The sequence below is a fragment of the Bacillus sp. FSL W7-1354 genome (assembly GCF_038002405.1).
GTDB classification, from domain to species: Bacteria; Bacillota; Bacilli; order Bacillales; family Bacillaceae; genus Bacillus; species Bacillus paralicheniformis.
This window is the reverse complement of the sequence record NZ_JBBOCL010000001.1, coordinates 2,685,997-2,703,465: the sequence shown is the minus strand read 5'-3', so window position 1 is coordinate 2,703,465 and position 17,469 is coordinate 2,685,997. Positions and strand designations below refer to the sequence as shown.

Below are 17,469 nucleotides of genomic sequence, written 5' to 3'. Positions count from 1 at the left end.
ACACCCAAAAAGCTAACTGCCTTTTGGGTGTTTTCCCGTGTTTAATTTCATTACGATTTGCTCTCCGATCGGCCCCATTTTTCTTTCCCCTGTGTCTGCAAATCCGGCTTTCACATACAGGTGCTGGGCCGCGGTGTTTTTCACGTTCACAACCAGCACGATTTCATGACAATGGGTGAACTCCTTGGCGACAAACTCAGGAAGCTTGAGCATTCCTTCTTTTGCAAAACCTTTTCCCTGGTGCTTTCTGTCGATGGATAGCGCCGTTAACAGCATGGCGTCCGGGTTGTCCGCATAGTCTTTTACCCTATCGGTCGCATGCAGGATAAAAAATCCGACGGGTTCGCCTTCGCTTAAAATTACGATTGGAAACTGACCGTCCGTCTGTTTTAAAACCTCTTTCGGCAACGCGGTAAATCGATGCTGTTCTTCAGGAAGCTCGAATTCGAGAAGCGCAGCTGAATGTTCTTCCAAGAAATGCTTCAATTGTATTGATCCGCTTTTTTTCACATGATGAACCCCCTTTCTATGATCATACAATGGGAACGTATATTCGTCACTATCTAGTGCTAAAAAAAGATTTTGCCCTGGTTAAAATAAAAAGCGTACTTCCGATATAAAACCTACCTTGAACCTTCTGAAAGCCCTATGCGCTCCGGTGCGGCAAACGTCAGGAATAAAATGGTGAAAAAACCATATGTGGAAAATGAAGAGAATTTTCTCGAAACTTGTTTTTGGCCTATTAAGCCTGCTGGAAACTATGTTATACTACTCACGGTATATAGTTTGAAATGGAGGGTATCTGTGGGAAAGTACACTTCTGAACACCATAAAGATTCGAGAATTGTCCAACTGTTCCAAGATGGGCAATATTTTTATCATAAAGGGCTCAAAGCATATAGAGAACGCAATTTATCCCGCGCAAGCAAGCTCATTCAGAGAGCGATTTTTCTTGAACCGGAAAACACGGGAATGCTGTCCCAACTTGCTGTTATTTACACTGAAATGGGATTTTACCAGCAATCAAATGAACTTTTGGACTTTATCCTGACGAACATCAACGAAAAAATGACTGAATGTTATTATTTTAAAGCGAACAACTATGCGCACCTCGGCCTTTTTCACGAAGCCTATAAAGCAGCGGAGACTTATTTAAAAGAAGACCCGGACGGCGAGTTCAGCGAGGAAAATGCAGAGCTCCTTGATTTATTGGATATGGGAGAGGAAGATGAGGGCTATTCGCAGTTTGATCAGGACGACTTGATTCTGAAACAGGATCGGGCGAAATCACTGCTGGAAAATGGCCAGCTTCAGGAATCGATCGTGATGCTTGAAGAAATCACTTCCGATTACCCCGAGTTTTGGTCAGCTTACAACAACCTTGCACTGGCATATTTTTATGCCGGAGACATTCAGAAAGCCAAAACGACGATTTTTTCGGTCTTGGAAAAAAGCCATGGAAACCTGCATGCGCTTTGCAATCTTCTTATTTTTTATCACTATGAACGACGGGACGATAAGGTCGAGGCGCTTTCCGAACAGCTTTCCAATGTTTATCCGATGCTGTTTGAGCAAAGGTATAAGCTCGGCGCCACGCTGTCCCTCGTCGGCAGATACGATCTCGGCTATAAATGGCTGAAATCACTCTACCGCATGGGATTTGAAGGGGATGAGACCTTTTATTACTGGCTCGCCTGCTCGGCTTACTACACCGGCCGCACTCAATTTGCCCGGTCTGTATGGAAAAAGATGCAGGAAGAGTATCCGGATGACGCCCGCATGGAGCCGTGGAAAGAACGGAAGGAAAAGAAACCTGTCCAGCGGCCGCTTGAGGAGCGCCTTGCCGCGTACTATATCAGCGGAAGAAAAGGGGAAAAGGCCCAGCTGAAAGCGGTGCTTGATTCACAGATGGCAAAAACGCCGTTTGAAGATCAGTTTGTCAGGCTTGTGCTTTACGGGGAAAGCAGTGCAGCCGTTGATTCAAAAGACGCGCTTCTTGCTTACAGAACTGCGAAAGCGATTGAACAAGCAGATCAGTCAGCGATGGAACAGGAGGCCATGTGCTTTTGGATTTTTCATGTCATTCAGCAGATCAGGGCTTACGGCCTTCAGCTGAAAAATGCCGGCGGGCTTGCCGCGGCGATCTATTACATTTGGAAGACCGAGCATCAGGAGCGGCTGACAAAAGCTGAAACCGCAAAAATCTTCCATATCTCGCCCGGAACGCTTTCAAAGTATGAACGTACATTAAAAGAACATCTATAGAAACAGGTGTGAACTTCACTGTTCAGCCTGTTTTATTATGTGAGCAAAAAAATAGCGATTATTCATGATATTTTATAGGATATGGGTAAGGAAGATATAAGAAGGGAATCTTATTTAACAGAAATGGACTGCTTGACAGCATAAGATTCATGAAGGAGTGAACATTGTGTCAGAAGAAAAGATGTATGACGTCATTATTATCGGAGCAGGTCCTGCGGGAATGACGGCAGCCGTTTATACGTCAAGGGCGAACCTGTCGACTTTAATGGTTGAAAGAGGCGTTCCGGGCGGACAGATGGCCAATACGGAGGATGTCGAAAACTATCCGGGATTTGAAAGCATTCTGGGACCAGAGCTTTCAAATAAAATGTTTGAACATGCGAAAAAGTTCGGCGCTGAGTATGCGTATGGCGATATAAAAGAAGTCGTCGATGAAGGAGACTACAAGATCGTCAAAGCGGGATCAAAAGAATTTAAAGCGCGTGCGGTCATCATCACAGCAGGCGCCGAATATAAGAAGCTCGGCGTACCTGGCGAAAAAGAGCTTGGCGGCCGCGGTGTATCTTATTGTGCGGTTTGTGACGGCGCATTCTTTAAAAACAAAGAGCTCGTCGTTGTCGGAGGAGGGGACTCCGCTGTTGAAGAAGGCGTGTACTTAACCCGTTTCGCTTCGAAAGTCACGATCGTCCACCGCCGCGATAAGCTGAGAGCGCAAAGCATCCTACAGGCGCGCGCGTTTGACAACGAAAAAGTCGACTTTCTCTGGAACAAGACGGTCAAGGAAATTCATGAAAAAGACGGAAAGGTCGGTAAAGTAACGCTGGTCGATACGGTCACAGGCGAAGAAGAAGAGTTCCGGACTGACGGCGTCTTTATCTACATCGGCATGCTGCCGCTTTCAGAGCCGTTCAAAAACCTCGGCATTACAAATGAAGAGGGCTACATCGTGACAAATGAACAGATGGAAACAAAAGTCGAAGGTATTTTTGCAGCGGGCGATATCCGCGAGAAAACCCTTCGCCAAATCGTAACAGCAACAGGCGACGGAAGCATTGCTGCACAAAGCGTTCAGCACTATATCGAAGAGCTGAAAGAGAAAGAAAAGGCTGTAAAATAATGTATTTTTATCGTCATCATGATTTAACCGCCCTGTAACACCAGTGAAACAATTATTCGTTATGATGGGTATAGTAATTGACCCCCTTTTATAATGAATTTTATTGACACGGATGATCCTATCCGTGTCCTTTTTTTGTTTTATTTTTCCACAAAGAGAAATTTTTACAAATTTCACAAGTTGTTCAAATTTCAATATTGAAACGTCTATTTTTGCTGTAAAATAGAATGAAAGAACGGTTTTCGCAAGCGCTTCCATTCGCTGAAAAAGCCGTTTCTTTAAGTTTTACCCGGGAAAAGCCTTAAAGCAGTCCGGAAAAAAGCGATTTTCGCGGCGGAACTGCATGTTCATTGTGAGCGGGGACAGGAAGCGGTATAATAGAAAAAAGAATTGAAGGAATAAAAGGATGGGTGACAGACTTTGCAAAGAGTGACGAATTGTGTGCTGACTTCAGGTGATAAAGTCCTGTTGCTGCAAAAGCCCAGACGAGGCTGGTGGGTAGCCCCCGGCGGCAAAATGGAAAGCGGGGAAACCGTCAGGGACGCCGTCATCAGGGAATACCGCGAAGAGACGGGCTTGTATGTGCTGAACCCGCAGCTGAAAGGGATATTCACCTTTATCATAAAAGAAAATGATCAGGTCGTATCTGAATGGATGATGTTCACATTCGTCGCCGATCATTATACAGGCAAACATGTAGAAGAATCGGAAGAAGGCATCATCGAGTGGCATCAGGCGGCAGACGTCGGGAGCCTGCCGATGGCGCCGGGAGACGTCCATATTCTGGATTTTATGCTGAAAGGCAAAGGACTGCTTCACGGCACCTTTACGTATACGCCTGACTTTGAATTGCTGTCCTATCGCCTCGACCCGCAAGGCGAATAAACATAAGAGGGGGAGAGAAGCATGAATGCGAATGGAGGCCATGATATACAGCTTGTGATCATAACCGGAATGTCAGGGGCAGGAAAAACAGTGGCGATTCAAAGCTTTGAGGATCTCGGTTTTTTCTGTGTCGATAATCTGCCGCCATCTTTGCTGCCGAAATTTTTGGAGCTGATGAAGGAATCAAGTTCAAAAATGAGCAAAGTTGCCCTTGTTATGGATTTGCGCGGCCGCGAGTTTTTTGACAGCCTGATTGAAGCGCTTGACGAGATTGGGGAAACATCTTGGATTACCCCGCGAATTTTATTTTTAGATGCCAAGGATTTGGTTCTCGTTTCAAGATATAAAGAGACAAGAAGGTCCCACCCCCTTGCGACAACTGGCCTGCCGCTTGAGGGTATCCGAACGGAACGGGAGCTTCTCGAAGAGTTGAAAGGCCGCTCTCAAATCATTTATGATACATCCGATATGAAACCGAGGGACTTGCGCGAAAAAATTGTCCAGCATTTTGCGGCAGATCATGGACATACCTTTACAGTGAATGTAATGTCATTCGGGTTTAAATACGGATTACCGATCGATGCGGATCTAGTGTTCGACGTAAGGTTTCTTCCGAATCCGTACTATATCGATAGCATGAGGCCGTTGACGGGAAAAGATCAGGAAGTATCTTCGTATGTGATGAAATGGAACGAAACACAAAAGTTTCTTGAAAAACTGACCGAGCTGCTGAGCTTTATGCTTCCGTCATATAAGCGCGAAGGTAAAAGCCAGCTAGTCATCGCGATTGGCTGCACAGGCGGACAGCATCGCTCGGTGACGCTTGCTGAATACCTTGCCGATTATTATAAAAAGGACTACTATACTCATGTTACTCACCGGGACATCGAGAAGAAAAGCAGAAAATAGCATGGCAGATCAGAAAAAAATCGCAATCTTTGGCGGAGGAACAGGCCTTTCGGTATTGCTCAGAGGATTGAAGCAACATCCGGTTGACATTACGGCGATTGTGACGGTCGCAGATGACGGCGGAAGCTCGGGGAGGCTGCGCGATGAGCTTAAAATTCCCCCTCCGGGGGACATCAGAAATGTGCTCGCTGCACTGTCTGATGTTGAACCGCTTGTTGAAGATCTGTTCCAGCACCGCTTCTCTAAAGGCGGCGATTTAATCGGCCATTCATTGGGAAATTTGATTTTGGCGGCGATGACGAATATAACCGGTGATTTCTTTCACGCCGTCACTGAAATGAGCAAAGTTTTAAATGTGAGGGGAAGGGTTCTGCCCGCGGCTAATACCAGTGTTGTCCTTCATGCGGAAATGGATGACGGACAGATCATATCAGGGGAATCGACGATACCGTCTTACGGTAAGCGGATTAAACGGGTGTTTTTAACACCTGAAAAAATCGAACCCGTTCCGGAAACGATTGATGTAATCCGCGGCGCCGACCTGATTCTTCTCGGCCCGGGAAGCCTGTATACGAGCATCTTGCCGAATCTTCTCGTTCCGAAGATAAGGGAAGAAATATTAAACGCCCCGGCAAAAAAAGTTTATATTTGCAATGTGATGACCCAGCCGGGAGAAACGCTGTACTACAGTGCAGCTGATCATGTAAAAGCGCTTAACCAGCATATGGGCGGTCCGTTTATCGATACGATCCTCGTCAACAATGAGGAAATCCCGGACGATATCCGGGAGCGCTATGCGAAGGAGCAGGCACAGCCCGTCCAGTTTAACATTGATGATCTGTCTGCGATGGGGCTTGAGGTCATCAAAGATCAGATTGTGACATACGAGAATGGTGTGATCCGTCATGATACACATAAAGTCGCTTCGCTACTTGTTGATTTGTTAAAAGAATAGCAGGCCTTGGAATGGGGGTGTCCATAATATGTCATTTGCATCGGAAACGAAAAAAGAACTTACAAACCTTGAAGTAAAAGATTGCTGCGCGAAAGCAGAGCTCTCTGCCCTCATTCGGATGAACGGTTCATTGTCTTTCTCAAACCGAAAAGTGGTTCTCGACGTCCAGACCGAGAACGCGGCCATCGCCAGAAGAATTTACACATTGCTGAAGAAACAATACGATGTTTCCGTTGAACTGCTCGTTCGAAAGAAAATGAGACTGAAAAAAAACAATGTCTACATCGTACGCCTGATCGAAAGTGCCAAGCTGATTCTCGAGGACCTGAAAATACTCGGAGACAACTTTGTCATTGCCAGAAACATCTCGGAAGACTTGGTCAAAAAACGTTGCTGCAAACGTTCTTATATGAGAGGGGCTTTTTTAGCCGGGGGTTCTGTCAATAATCCCGAGACATCTTCTTACCACCTCGAAATTTTTTCGCTGTATAAAGAGCATAATGATTCATTGTGCAGGCTCATGAATCAGTTTCATTTAAACAGCAAAACGCTTGAGCGGAAAAAAGGATACATCACGTATCTGAAGGAAGCTGAAAAAATTACCGAGTTTTTGAATGTGATCGGCGCTCATAATTCGCTGCTCCGCTTTGAAGACGTCCGGATCGTGCGCGATATGAGAAACTCGGTCAACCGGCTCGTCAATTGCGAGACAGCCAATCTAAACAAAACGATCGGCGCTTCTCTGAGGCAGGTGGAAAACATTAAGCTGATCGACGAAAGAATCGGGCTTGATGCGCTACCGGAAAAGCTGAGGGAAATCGCCCAGCTCCGCATCGATTATCAGGAAGTAACCTTAAAGGAGCTCGGGGAAATGGTGTCGAGCGGAAAAATCAGCAAATCGGGCATCAATCACAGGCTTAGGAAACTGGATGAAATAGCTGAGCAGCTGCGTTCAGGACAATCTGTCTCTTTAAAATAGGGAATGGGGGAGATCGTATGGTTCAACAAAAAGTGGAAATTCTTTTGAAAACGGGGCTTCAAGCGCGCCCGGCGGCATTGTTTGTTCAAGAAGCAAACCGTTTTCAATCAGATATTTTTCTGGAAAAGGGAGATAAAAAAGTGAATGCCAAAAGCATCATGGGGCTGATGAGCCTAGCTGTCAGCTCCGGATCGGAAGTCACGCTGATCGCCGACGGTTCCGATGAACAAGATGCTCTTGCTGCATTGACTGCATATGTTCAAGAGAAAAAAGCTAAACCTTTATGAGGTTTGGCTTTTTCTCATCGATTCAAAGCGGAAGGAGAATAACCGATGACGACGATGCTTGATTCGCTGTTTAAAAGGATTGGATACAAGCCCGGTCAGCAGGTGACATTTGCTGACTTGCCCGAATTTTTATCGCTGCTGGCTTTACAGTTTCCTTTTGAAAATGGCGCGGTTTTAAGAAACGAACGGATTTCGATGACAAAAACAGGGCTGACGGAAGCCTTGCTGAACAATAAAAGAGGCGGTTTATGCTATGATTTGAACGCTTTTCTTTACCATGTGCTGACAGAGCTCGGCTTTTCCGTACACATGGTTCGCGGGACGGTTTTTAATCCAAAAGAACAGGCGTGGGCGCTGACGGGAACGCATGTCGCCGTTATTCTGCGGGAAAGCGATGAAACCTATTTGCTTGATACTGGATTCGGCATCAACCTGCCGCTTGCCCCCGTTCCGTTCTCAGGTGAACCCATCACCTCAAAAACAGGAGCTTACCGTATCAGGAAAACAAAGACAGATAAAGGAGATTACCTTCTTGAAATGGATAAGGGAGAGGGGTGGCAGACCGGCTACGCATTTTCGCTGACGCCAATCGATGAAGCGGCGCTTGCGTGCGTGCGGGATGCGATTTTCGATGAGGAAGCGTCTCCCTTTAATAAAAACCCGCTCGCTTCCAAGCTGACAATGGACGGAAAGTTAATTTTGTCGAAGGATCACTTCACAAAGCAAACCGGAAGCGGTTTGACGAAAGAAGATGTGAACGCCGGAGATTTCCAGACCATTTTCGTTCAAGCCTTTTTTGACTGAAGCACCGCTGCGCGCATCAATTAAATAAGCGGACGCCTGTCTGCAGCGCCCGCTCGTTTTCTGTTTTATCCTTCTGTTTTCAGCTGAAAGCCGTCCAGAGTTTCTTCGGCTTCGCGAAAAAGCTGCAAATATGCTTCGGCTTGATCGCCCAAGTAAATCCGGCTTTTTTCGATATTCTTCCACTCGATCAGCAAAGGCATGCCGACCCAGCCGGTCAGACAATCCCACAGCGCGTCAAGGTTCTCGCCATAGTAGTCCGGAAGCTCCAGCTGTTCTTTTAATGTTTGGTGAAGGTCTGATACACTCGTGATCTTGTCTCCGTTTAAAGTGACTTGTTTCATATGATCATCTCATTCTCGTAAACGTTTTATAGTGGTCAGTTGTTTTATAAACCAGTCTGTCGTTGGAATAGACGATCCGGTCTGACCCCCTGAATCCCGATGTATAGTTGATGTCGGCTTCTCTCCATACGCGTCCGGCCGCATCTGGAAGCAGCTTTTCTCTGTTTTGAAAGATATCGCCGCCGATGCTTTTTCCAGGCGCTACTTCTGCGAGATTGCCTTTTTGCGGGTCCCACCCTAATTTTGCCGCTTCGGCTTTTGTGATGAAGTTGTCAGGCAGCCTGCCGTATTTCACGATATAGTCGGCAACACCTTCAAACGTATTAATGACCTCATTTGACTGAACGGTGCTGCCTTTTTCTGCATGCGGCCCTTCAGCTGAGCTTGTAAAAAGGTTCCCCGCCAGAAAGCCGAGCGCGAGAACAATCCCAAGCGCAAGTGTGGATAATATTTTTTTCACGGATAAAGTCCTCCCCATCTTTAGACTTTATAGCATAAACATGAAGAATGTGCCTTCATGGGATTGAACAGCCGCATTTCCTCATTTCTATTCCGTCTGTAATCATATTGAATTGTACCTCAAAACATGCTCAGAAATCATTATAGTATTGTAAATTTTCCATGAAACCCGAGGACGGGAACGGATCGCCGCGGTTTCCTATTTGACTCCCGGAATGTTAGTCAAGATTTGAAGAAAAAACCAACTGCTTTTCATCAGTTCTTTTCAATGGAAATATGAAATAGGCGGTAAAGTTCCTTTGCGCCCGCGGGCGTGACTGCAACGGCCCGTGTGCGCGGGGGCCGCTCGATCCAGCCCATGCGGATAAAAGCGTCGAGCAGTGCGGAGCCCAGGGCACCGGCAATGTGATGCCGCCTTTCACTCCAATCCAGGCATTTATGGCAAAAAGAGCGCCGTTTCTTTTTGACTTCCCCAACATCGATGCCAAGTTCCTTCAAAAATAATTCTCCTGCTTCAGTCACGGTAAAAGCCGTCTCTTCTTCTTTCAACACGCCCATCTCCACGAGCCGCTCCGCAAGTGTGACGCCGAGCGATCCAGCCAAGTGATCATAGCATGTCCGCGCTTTTCTGACCGCCCGATCTTCGGCTGACTGCCGGAAAGAGCGAATTTCAGCAGGGGGGGCTATGTTGAGCAGAGTTTCCAGTGATTGTGCAACCTTGCCATCTTTGAGCCGGTAATAGCGGTGCCGTCCTTGCTTCCGGCATGTCAGCATTTCGGCGTCAAGCAGTTTGGAAAGGTGAAAGCTTGCTGTCTGCTGTTTGATTCCCGCATACCCGGCCAGCTCGGTAGCTGTATAAAACCGGTCATCAAGCAATGCGGTTAAAATCGCGGCCCGCGACGGATCGGTGACAAGCTTGGCGACCTCGGCGATATTCGGATTCACGGTCATGACACTTCCTCCTAAAATGTAATCGATACTTCGATGTTAATTGAAATATTGGAGAATTACAATAAAAGCATAAAAGGAGGAGACCTATATGCATCAAAACAGCAAAATTATTCAGCCAAGCATTTTATACTACGGAACACCCGTCATTTTGCTCAGCACGCTGAACGAAGACGGTTCCACGAATCTCAGCCCGCTGTCCTCTTCTTGGGCGCTTGGGGATTCGATCGTACTCGGCGTCGGCACCGGCGGCAAAGCATTGGAGAATTTAGAGAGACAAGCCGGATGTGTCATCAATGTGCCGGATTCATCTTTATGGAGCAATGTAGAACGGCTCGCTTCCTATACCGGCAAACGATGCGTTCCGGAAGAAAAAAAGCGGCTCGGCTTTACATACCTTAAAGAAAAATTTGCAGCCGGCGGATTTACGGCAGCAGATTCCCTTGCGGTGAAACCTGACAGAGTCGCCGATTGTCCGCTTCAAATTGAAGCGGAAGCCGTCAATATCCGCATTCCGGAACATTCACCGTATTTTGCCGTCATTGAAACAAAAGTGCTTCATGTGCATGCACATGAAGCGATTATAAAAGGGGAACACCACATCGATCCTCAAAAATGGGGGCCTTTAATTTATCTTTTTAGACACTATTTTGGTTTAGGACGCGAGCTCGGCAAAACATTCCGGGCCTGAATGTAAGAATGTGCGTCATCTCAGTTCTTTGACTATATCTTTTGGCTGTCTGCCCTGAAGACCGTCAATCAGGTTTTGGACGGCGCTTTTCAGCATGTTGACGTGTGTGACAAGAGTGGATGATCCAATGTGGGGAACGAGGGTCACATTGGAAAGGCTTAGGAGCGGATTGTCTTTTTCAATCGGCTCCTTTTCAAATACATCAAGTCCGGCTCCTTTAATCCATCCTTCTTTCAGCGCTTGAATCAACGCTTGTTCGTCAACGGTTTTGCCGCGGGAGATGTTGATGAAAATGGATGATGGTTTCATTTTTTTGAATTCAGCTTCGCCGATAAGGCGGAATGTCTCATCTGTGAGCGGTGTGATCAGAATAATGAAATCCGAGCGTTCCAACAATTCATGAAAACCCGTATAAACCGCGCCGGTTTTTTTCTCTGTGTCGGGTTTGCGGCTGCGGCTGTAATAGAGCACTTCCATATCAAAACCCAAGGCCGCCCGTTTGGCGACTTGTTCTCCGATTCGTCCCATTCCGATGATGCCGAGCGTCCGGTGATGGACATCGCATCCGAACAAGCTTTCATCATCCTCTGATTTGGTCCATTTTCCATCGCGGACATAGCGGTCGAGCTCGGCGATTCGCCGCGCTGAGGAAAGGATCAGACCGAAAGCGAGGTCTGCGACTGTGCCGTCAAGAATGTATGGTGTGTGAGTGCCGATAACCGATTTTTCTTTCATTGCTTCAATGTCAAAGTTGTCATAGCCGACGGAGTTGTTGCTGACGATTTTTAACTTCGGCGCATTGCATAATAATTCACGGTCGATTTTTGTCCCTGAGGTTAAAAGACCGTCTGCTTCCTTGATTTTTTCGAGCAGGGTCGATCTGGGAATGCGCTCGCGCGAAGTCCAAATTTCATATGTGCAGTGTTCGGCGAGCATCTCTTCGATTTCTTTTGGGACCGGTTTTGTGACATATACAAACGGTTTCATCTGCATTCTCCTTCCGCGTATCATCTGCTTCTATTATAGAGGAAAAACGGCTTCTATAAAAATCAAAGTCTGTTCCGAATAAACGCAGGACTATCAGCTCAATTATTGTTGTTTAGAAAATCATAGATACTTATTTCAGTTTTTTAATTTATTTTAATGCATTTTTATAACTATAAATCCAAATATTAGATGTTCTATTTTGCTTCCAGTTCTATTTTTATAGGTGAAGAACAGTGTAGATTTTATTATTTTAGAAAGATATAAAATTAGACTTTTTAAAATATTCAGTACATTTATAGTGAATTTTTTGATTCGAATCCAAATCGAAAAACCATGTGCTATAATTCGGCTGTAACAATATCAAGGTCATATGACTATGAAAAGGAGTGAGAGAGAAATGGCGATTTTAACTTCCATTTTGAAGCGAAATCAGTCTTTTGTAGAGGAAAAGGGGTACGAGTTTTATGAAACGACAAAATTTCCGGAGAAGAAACTTGTGATTTTGACATGTATGGACACGCGTTTATTAGAACTGCTCCATCATGCAATGGGGTTAAGAAATGGAGACGCAAAAATCATTAAGAATGCGGGGGCCGTTGTTTCTCACCCTTTTGGAAGCGTCATGCGCAGCATCCTTGTGGCTGTCTATGAGCTGCAGGCTGAAGAAGTCTGCGTGATCGGCCACCATGAGTGCGGTATGGCAAGCCTGAACGCTTCATCTATCCTTCAAAAGGCCAAACAGCGGGGGATTGATGATGGCTGTCTCGAACTCCTGCAGCATTCAGGCATCGACTTGGACACATGGATGACGGGCTTTGACAGCGTTGAAGACAGCGTCAGCCACAGCGTGAACATGGTTCGGAATCATCCGCTGATGCCTTCAGACGTTCCGGTGCACGGATTGGTGATTGATCCAAAGACCGGCCGTTTGGATGTTGTGGAAGATGGTTATTCACGTGAAGACGTTTTGCTTTCGGAAATGGGGAGGACAGATTGAATGTTACGTTTTTCAGGCAGATTTGAAGGATACAGCCTTAAACGGTTTCAAAAAGATATTGTAGCAGGAATGGTCGTTGGAGTCGTCGCAATTCCGCTTGGCATGGCTTTTGCCATAGCCTCGGGGGTGAAACCGGAACACGGTCTTTACACAGTGATTGTCGCCGGTATTTTGATTTCGCTTCTCGGCGGGTCGAAATACCAGATTGGCGGACCGACAGGCGCCTTTGTTCCGATCCTGTTCGCTATTGTGCTCCAATACGGTTTTGAGAATCTGCTGATTGCCGGTTTTATGGCCGGAGTGATTCTCGTCATATTAGGGCTGCTAAAACTCGGCAAGATTATCAAGTTTATTCCGCGGCCGGTGATCATCGGATTTACGGCCGGCATCGCAGTGATTATTTTCACCGGAGAAATCGCCAAGTTTTTAGGTTTGAGGAATGTTGAGAAGCATGAGAGTTTTTATATGAATATGCGAGAGGTTGTCATCAACCTGAACACGCTCAGCTTCTACAGCATTTTGACGGCTGTCGTATCGCTCTTCTTTGTGCTGTTTACGCCAAAGATTCTGCCGAAAGTGCCGGGAGCGCTTGCAGGCTTGCTTGTATCGACGGTCATGGCCACGATGCTGTTTCCTGAACAGGTGGTAACGATCGGCTCAGCTTACGGCGAAATTCCGCGCAGCTTGCCGAGCTTTCAATTCCCTGAATTGTCATTGGAAAAAATTATTTACCTGCTGCCTCCCGCTCTTGCGATTGCGATGCTCGGCGGAATCGAATCGCTGCTTTCCGCGATGGTGGCAGACAATATGAAGGGAACAAGGCATGACAGCAATAAAGAGCTTGTCGGCCAGGGGATTGCGAACATTGCCGCACCGCTGTTCGGCGGAATTCCGGCGACAGGCGCGATTGCCCGTACGGCAACCAATATTAAAACGGGTGCTACTTCTCCGATTTCAGGGATCGTGCACGGCGTGTTTGTTTTATTGGTCCTGCTTTTGTTTGCGCCATACGCTTCCCTTATCCCGCTTGCAAGCATGTCGCCGATTTTAATGGTGGTCGCTTGGAATATGAGTGAGCGGAAAGAGTTTGTAAACATTTTGAAAATTAAGAATTCCGACTCAGCCGTGCTTGTCGTCACATTTCTTTTAACGGTTTGGCAGGACCTTGTATTTGGGGTGGCGGCCGGGATCCTGCTGGCGATCATCACCTTTATCGTCAGAATGAGCAAATCGTTCCGCATTAAAAAGGATGTGTCTGAATCGATCGTCCAGTTAGCTGCTGCAGCGGAAGAAAAAAAATTCCACCGCTCTGTCAGCATCTATTCTGTTGAAGGCCCGCTGTTTTTCGGCTCATCGAATTCATTGGAGGATTCAATTTTGGACAAAGGCCACCCGCCAAAACTCCTCATCCTGCTTATGAACAAAGTAGACTATATGGATTCTTCCGCAGAAGGCAGCTTGATGACGATCGTCAACCGTGTCCACCAGCAAAACGGCAAAGTGATGATTGTCGGGCTGCAGCAGCAGCCGCGTGAGCTTCTTCATAAAACAGGGCTGTTTCATAAAATCGGCAAAAAGCATTTTGTCGACAGGCCTGAACAAATATTTGACGTGACATAACTGAAGAAAACCGCCTGTTCCGGGATGACCGAAGCAGGCGGTTGCTTTTATTCGGCGGCTTTTACATATGTGCCTTTTTTCATTGCGGCTATTGCCGTTTCTTTCATCAAAAGGACGTCTTTTGAAAGTGTGGAGGCGGGGACTTTTCTTCCGTTAACGGCGACTTTTGGATCGATCCATCTTACCTTTAAAGTTTGATGAAAAGTAAAATCGTCTTCGTCTCCTTGCTTAACGCTCTGGCTCGCTGTACTGAGCCTTTCAAGCGTTTCCCGGAAGCACGCTTTTTGCTTTAGCATCGCAAGCAGTTCCGTGTCGGTTTTGAAAAAATCGCGTCCCGTGATGATACGCATGTCAAGCGCCTTTTTCAGCATTTGGCTGAGTGTACAGAGCGCATATACATTGAGGGGATTCATAAAGAAGTCAATCACCTCTTGATAGTAAAGGCGGGTGAACCATTCGGCGTGCTCTGTCGAAGTGCAGCAGATTTCGCCTTCGACAACGGTCAGTCCGGTTTCTAAAAATCGTCCAATCTCTTCTTGGTCGCCAAACCCGTAGGCTAAAGAGTCGCGAAGCGTGTAATCGATGCGATCCGCACATAATGAAGGAGCCGGCTGCTCCAGCAGCGTCCATTTTTTTTCATCGTATAAGATATCTTCATCTTTGAATCCGTATGTATCCAGAATCCAGGGGATATCAGATTGCTTGACCCATTGCCGAAACATCTGTTCATGGTAATCTTCGTTTTCCATGTTAAATACATCATCAGCCACATGGGAAAATGCCGTATGGGAAACATCGTGAAGCAAACCTGCAATTTGTTCTTCAAGGCTTCCGCCAAGCCTGCGGATCAAAAGCATAACCCCGATGCTGTGTTCGCAGCGGCTGATGTTCCATGCGGGATTGACGAGAAAGCATGCTCCGCCTTGGTGAATCCCATTTAGACGCTGAACGGCTTTTGAATGAATGAGGTCTGTCAGCACAGGCTCCAAAATCTGCCTCGCCGTAAAGGCGGTCATTGATCTTCATGATGCTCTCCTGCAAATCTTTTCGTCAGTTTGCGGCGGTGGGCATCCATCATGTCTTCCAATGAAACATCGTATATGCCAGCAAGCATAATCAAATTCCCCATCACATCGCCCATTTCTTCGAGCAGTTCCTTTTTCAGTTCAGCAGCCGGCCGTTTGGCTTCATCAGGACGGTCTCTTCCGATTTCGTATGCCCTGACCGCTCTCGCCAGTTCACCGGCCTCTTCCATTAAAAATCCCATCCGGATGAAAGGTCCGTATTCGCTCCATCCCCTTTTCCGATAAAATGTCTTTGTCCATTGCTCCGCGTCTGTGATTGTCATAAGTCTACACTCCCATTTAGAAATTCAATTATATTATCGCACACGGAACAAACAATATATAGTACAATGTTAATTGCTTTTATCAATATATGGAGTTGGAGTGAGCGAAAGTGAAAACGGTATGCGTATATTCAGGATCAAATATGGGGACGGACCCGGCGTACAAGAAGAAAGCTGCAGAGCTTGGTGTTTATATTGCCGAGAAGGGGCTTCGCCTTGTTTATGGAGGATCGAGAATGGGATTGATGGGCGTGATTGCGGATACCGTATTGAAAAACGGCGGGGAAGTTGTCGGCGTTATGCCGAAAGGACTTTTTACAGGGGAAATCGTTCATCAGCAGCTGACAGAGCTGATCGAAGTGAGCGGCATGCATGAGCGCAAAGCGAAAATGAGTGAATTAGCTGACGGCTTTATCGCGATGCCCGGAGGCTTCGGTACGTTTGAAGAGCTGTTTGAAGTGCTTTGCTGGGCCCAGATCGGCATTCATCAAAAGCCGATCGGACTTTACAATGTGAACGGCTATTTTGACCCACTTCTTAAAATGCTCGAATACAGCGTTCAAGAGGGCTTTTCGAATGAATCGCACCTTCAGCTGATTCATGCTTCGGCGAGCCCCGCGGAATTGATCGGGAACATGAATGATTATCGCTACCCTGTCCTCGAGAAAAAGTGGAAGGATTTATAGAAACTCTTACATAATGAGCGGAGGTACGGTAACATAAAAAAGCTGCCGATGACTTCGGCAGCTTTTTTTGCTGTTTACTTCTGTGCGTCGATATTGCGTGTGAGCACTTTATCAATCAGGCCGTATTCTTTTGCTTCTTCAGCCGTTTTGAAGTTGTCACGGTCTGTATCGCGCTCGATCACTTCAAGCGGTTGTCCAGTGCGCTCTGCAAGAATTTTGTTCAGTTTGTCACGCAATGAAAGAATGCGCTTCGCGGCAATTTCGATTTCTGTTGCCTGACCTTGCGCTCCGCCAAGCGGCTGGTGGATCATGACTTCACTGTTTGGAAGAGCGTAGCGCTTCCCTTTCTCGCCGGCTGCGAGAAGGAACGCACCCATAGATGCCGCCATTCCCGTACAAATCGTAGAGACTTGAGGTTTAATGAACTGCATGGTGTCATAAATCGCCATGCCGGCTGTGATAGAGCCGCCAGGGCTGTTAATATAGATGCTGATATCTTTTTCTGGATCTTCGGCTTCAAGGAATAGAAGCTGAGATACGATGGAGTTCGCAACATTGTCATCGATTGCTGATCCCAGCATAATGATACGGTCTTTCAACAAGCGTGAGTAAATGTCATACGCTCTTTCCCCGCGGTTCGTCTGTTCAATGACTGTAGGTATTAAATTCATAATGCTCCTCCTTCACCTTAAAAGGTAAGTATGTAGTTTAATCATACATTTTTGGTCAATAAAGGTCAAACAAAAAGCCGCCTTCATTAAAAAGACATACTGGGGTTTATTTTTCCCATTTTAAAGGACATTCAAACAAAAGATCAACTTTACAGAGGAAAGTATAGAAAAATGGGGTCTAAGTCCATTGATCTTCAATTTAATTTATAGGAAAAAAGGAAGCCGGTTATATATGTGAACGCAGACAATAGCGCTCAGAGCTTCAAATAAGAAGAAACCAAAGCTGATCGGGTTTCTCGGCGTTGTTGCCGCTCATAGATTTTATCTCGACGAGAGAACAGGCTACGCTGCAGCCATGCTGCTTCTCAACTGGATTAGATTTGGTCTTTTATTGAAGGTATGATCTGCCTTGTGAAAACAACGGACGAATTAAATAAAGAAATCGAGTATAATCTAAACCTGCATTGTTTCGAGCAAGAGATTGTGATTGACTTTTTAAAGAACAGCCCTTATAATATAA

The 17,469-nt window shown here is 46.3% G+C and carries 21 protein-coding genes; 13 read left to right on the top strand and 8 right to left on the bottom strand.

The annotated features are described in order from the left end of the window. Nucleotides 1-12 precede the first annotated feature (12 nt). Nucleotides 13-510, bottom strand: a complete 498-nt coding sequence (locus MKZ04_RS13830; RefSeq protein ID WP_341046157.1) for a GNAT family N-acetyltransferase — start codon at nucleotides 508-510, stop codon at nucleotides 13-15. Nucleotides 511-804: 294 nt separating this feature from the next. Here MKZ04_RS13830 and MKZ04_RS13825 point away from each other — a divergent pair, with 294 nt between their 5' ends. The 8 genes from MKZ04_RS13825 (at nucleotide 805) to MKZ04_RS13790 (ending at nucleotide 8,201) form a co-directional block, all read left to right on the top strand. Further along, nucleotides 805-2,265: a tetratricopeptide repeat protein gene (locus MKZ04_RS13825; RefSeq protein WP_105979695.1), complete on the top strand. Its 1,461-nt coding sequence runs from the start codon at nucleotides 805-807 to the stop codon at nucleotides 2,263-2,265. Nucleotides 2,266-2,431: 166 nt separating this feature from the next. Beyond that, nucleotides 2,432-3,382, top strand: a complete 951-nt coding sequence (gene trxB / locus MKZ04_RS13820) for a thioredoxin-disulfide reductase (protein WP_020453061.1) — start codon at nucleotides 2,432-2,434, stop codon at nucleotides 3,380-3,382. A 420-nt stretch (nucleotides 3,383-3,802) separates the two neighbouring features. Beyond that, nucleotides 3,803-4,267, top strand: coding sequence for an 8-oxo-dGTP diphosphatase (locus MKZ04_RS13815; protein WP_026580154.1), 465 nt, complete (start codon nucleotides 3,803-3,805; stop codon nucleotides 4,265-4,267). A 21-nt stretch (nucleotides 4,268-4,288) separates the two neighbouring features. After that, a complete protein-coding gene (gene rapZ, locus MKZ04_RS13810; protein ID WP_020453060.1) occupies nucleotides 4,289-5,176 on the top strand; it encodes an RNase adapter RapZ in 888 nt (295 codons plus the stop codon). Between the two features lies 1 nt (nucleotide 5,177). Then, on the top strand, nucleotides 5,178-6,131 hold the full coding sequence (locus tag MKZ04_RS13805) for a gluconeogenesis factor YvcK family protein (RefSeq protein WP_023856351.1): 954 nt from the start codon (nucleotides 5,178-5,180) through the stop codon (nucleotides 6,129-6,131). 28 nt (nucleotides 6,132-6,159) lie between these two features. Further along, the gene (whiA, locus tag MKZ04_RS13800; protein WP_026580153.1) at nucleotides 6,160-7,110 is read left to right on the top strand and encodes a DNA-binding protein WhiA; all 951 of its coding nucleotides are present in this window, start codon (nucleotides 6,160-6,162) and stop codon (nucleotides 7,108-7,110) included. Between the two features lie 17 nt (nucleotides 7,111-7,127). Continuing rightward, nucleotides 7,128-7,397, top strand: a complete 270-nt coding sequence (locus MKZ04_RS13795) for an HPr family phosphocarrier protein (protein ID WP_020453057.1) — start codon at nucleotides 7,128-7,130, stop codon at nucleotides 7,395-7,397. A gap of 45 nt (nucleotides 7,398-7,442) precedes the next feature. Further along, nucleotides 7,443-8,201 carry an arylamine N-acetyltransferase gene (locus tag MKZ04_RS13790; RefSeq protein WP_020453056.1) on the top strand — a complete coding sequence of 253 codons (759 nt, stop codon included), beginning with the start codon at nucleotides 7,443-7,445 and terminating at the stop codon, nucleotides 8,199-8,201. 65 nt (nucleotides 8,202-8,266) lie between these two features. On the opposite strand, the gene MKZ04_RS13785 is transcribed toward MKZ04_RS13790, so the two are convergent. The 3 genes from MKZ04_RS13785 to MKZ04_RS13775 form a co-directional block, all read right to left on the bottom strand. Next, a complete protein-coding gene (locus MKZ04_RS13785) occupies nucleotides 8,267-8,542 on the bottom strand; it encodes a barstar family protein (protein WP_020453055.1) in 276 nt (91 codons plus the stop codon). A gap of 4 nt (nucleotides 8,543-8,546) precedes the next feature. Beyond that, nucleotides 8,547-9,002 (bottom strand): ribonuclease, encoded by a 456-nt coding sequence (locus MKZ04_RS13780; protein WP_026580150.1) that lies wholly within the window; start codon nucleotides 9,000-9,002, stop codon nucleotides 8,547-8,549. 254 nt (nucleotides 9,003-9,256) lie between these two features. After that, nucleotides 9,257-9,952, bottom strand: coding sequence for an ArsR/SmtB family transcription factor (locus MKZ04_RS13775; RefSeq protein WP_025810722.1), 696 nt, complete (start codon nucleotides 9,950-9,952; stop codon nucleotides 9,257-9,259). Nucleotides 9,953-10,040: 88 nt separating this feature from the next. Here MKZ04_RS13775 and MKZ04_RS13770 point away from each other — a divergent pair, with 88 nt between their 5' ends. Further along, complete coding sequence (locus MKZ04_RS13770) at nucleotides 10,041-10,640, top strand: flavin reductase family protein (RefSeq protein WP_020453052.1); 600 nt, start codon at nucleotides 10,041-10,043, stop codon at nucleotides 10,638-10,640. Between the two features lie 15 nt (nucleotides 10,641-10,655). Here MKZ04_RS13770 and MKZ04_RS13765 read toward each other — a convergent pair whose 3' ends face one another. Further along, nucleotides 10,656-11,627, bottom strand: coding sequence for a 2-hydroxyacid dehydrogenase (locus MKZ04_RS13765; RefSeq protein ID WP_341046151.1), 972 nt, complete (start codon nucleotides 11,625-11,627; stop codon nucleotides 10,656-10,658). A gap of 397 nt (nucleotides 11,628-12,024) precedes the next feature. Between MKZ04_RS13765 and MKZ04_RS13760 the strand changes: the two genes are divergently transcribed. Both MKZ04_RS13760 and MKZ04_RS13755 read left to right on the top strand, forming a co-directional pair. Beyond that, nucleotides 12,025-12,624: a beta-class carbonic anhydrase gene (locus MKZ04_RS13760; protein WP_341046150.1), complete on the top strand. Its 600-nt coding sequence runs from the start codon at nucleotides 12,025-12,027 to the stop codon at nucleotides 12,622-12,624. Beyond that, nucleotides 12,625-14,244, top strand: a complete 1,620-nt coding sequence (locus MKZ04_RS13755) for a SulP family inorganic anion transporter (protein WP_341046148.1) — start codon at nucleotides 12,625-12,627, stop codon at nucleotides 14,242-14,244. It begins immediately after the preceding gene. Nucleotides 14,245-14,291: 47 nt separating this feature from the next. Here MKZ04_RS13755 and MKZ04_RS13750 read toward each other — a convergent pair whose 3' ends face one another. Together MKZ04_RS13750 and MKZ04_RS13745 are read right to left on the bottom strand one after the other, a co-directional pair. After that, nucleotides 14,292-15,260, bottom strand: a complete 969-nt coding sequence (locus tag MKZ04_RS13750) for an HD domain-containing protein (protein ID WP_341046147.1) — start codon at nucleotides 15,258-15,260, stop codon at nucleotides 14,292-14,294. After that, nucleotides 15,257-15,592: a MazG nucleotide pyrophosphohydrolase domain-containing protein gene (locus MKZ04_RS13745; RefSeq protein WP_026580148.1), complete on the bottom strand. Its 336-nt coding sequence runs from the start codon at nucleotides 15,590-15,592 to the stop codon at nucleotides 15,257-15,259. Before MKZ04_RS13745 ends, MKZ04_RS13750 begins: the two co-directional genes overlap by 4 nt. A 110-nt stretch (nucleotides 15,593-15,702) precedes the next feature. On the opposite strand from MKZ04_RS13745, the gene MKZ04_RS13740 reads away from it, so the two are divergent. Further along, on the top strand, nucleotides 15,703-16,278 hold the full coding sequence (locus tag MKZ04_RS13740; RefSeq protein WP_023856348.1) for an LOG family protein: 576 nt from the start codon (nucleotides 15,703-15,705) through the stop codon (nucleotides 16,276-16,278). A gap of 74 nt (nucleotides 16,279-16,352) precedes the next feature. On the opposite strand, the gene clpP is transcribed toward MKZ04_RS13740, so the two are convergent. Then, nucleotides 16,353-16,949 carry an ATP-dependent Clp endopeptidase proteolytic subunit ClpP gene (gene clpP, locus MKZ04_RS13735; RefSeq protein WP_003185550.1) on the bottom strand — a complete coding sequence of 199 codons (597 nt, stop codon included), beginning with the start codon at nucleotides 16,947-16,949 and terminating at the stop codon, nucleotides 16,353-16,355. A 247-nt stretch (nucleotides 16,950-17,196) separates the two neighbouring features. Here clpP and MKZ04_RS13730 point away from each other — a divergent pair, with 247 nt between their 5' ends. Then, a complete protein-coding gene (locus MKZ04_RS13730; RefSeq protein ID WP_326848557.1) occupies nucleotides 17,197-17,352 on the top strand; it encodes an NINE protein in 156 nt (51 codons plus the stop codon). Nucleotides 17,353-17,469 lie beyond the last annotated feature (117 nt).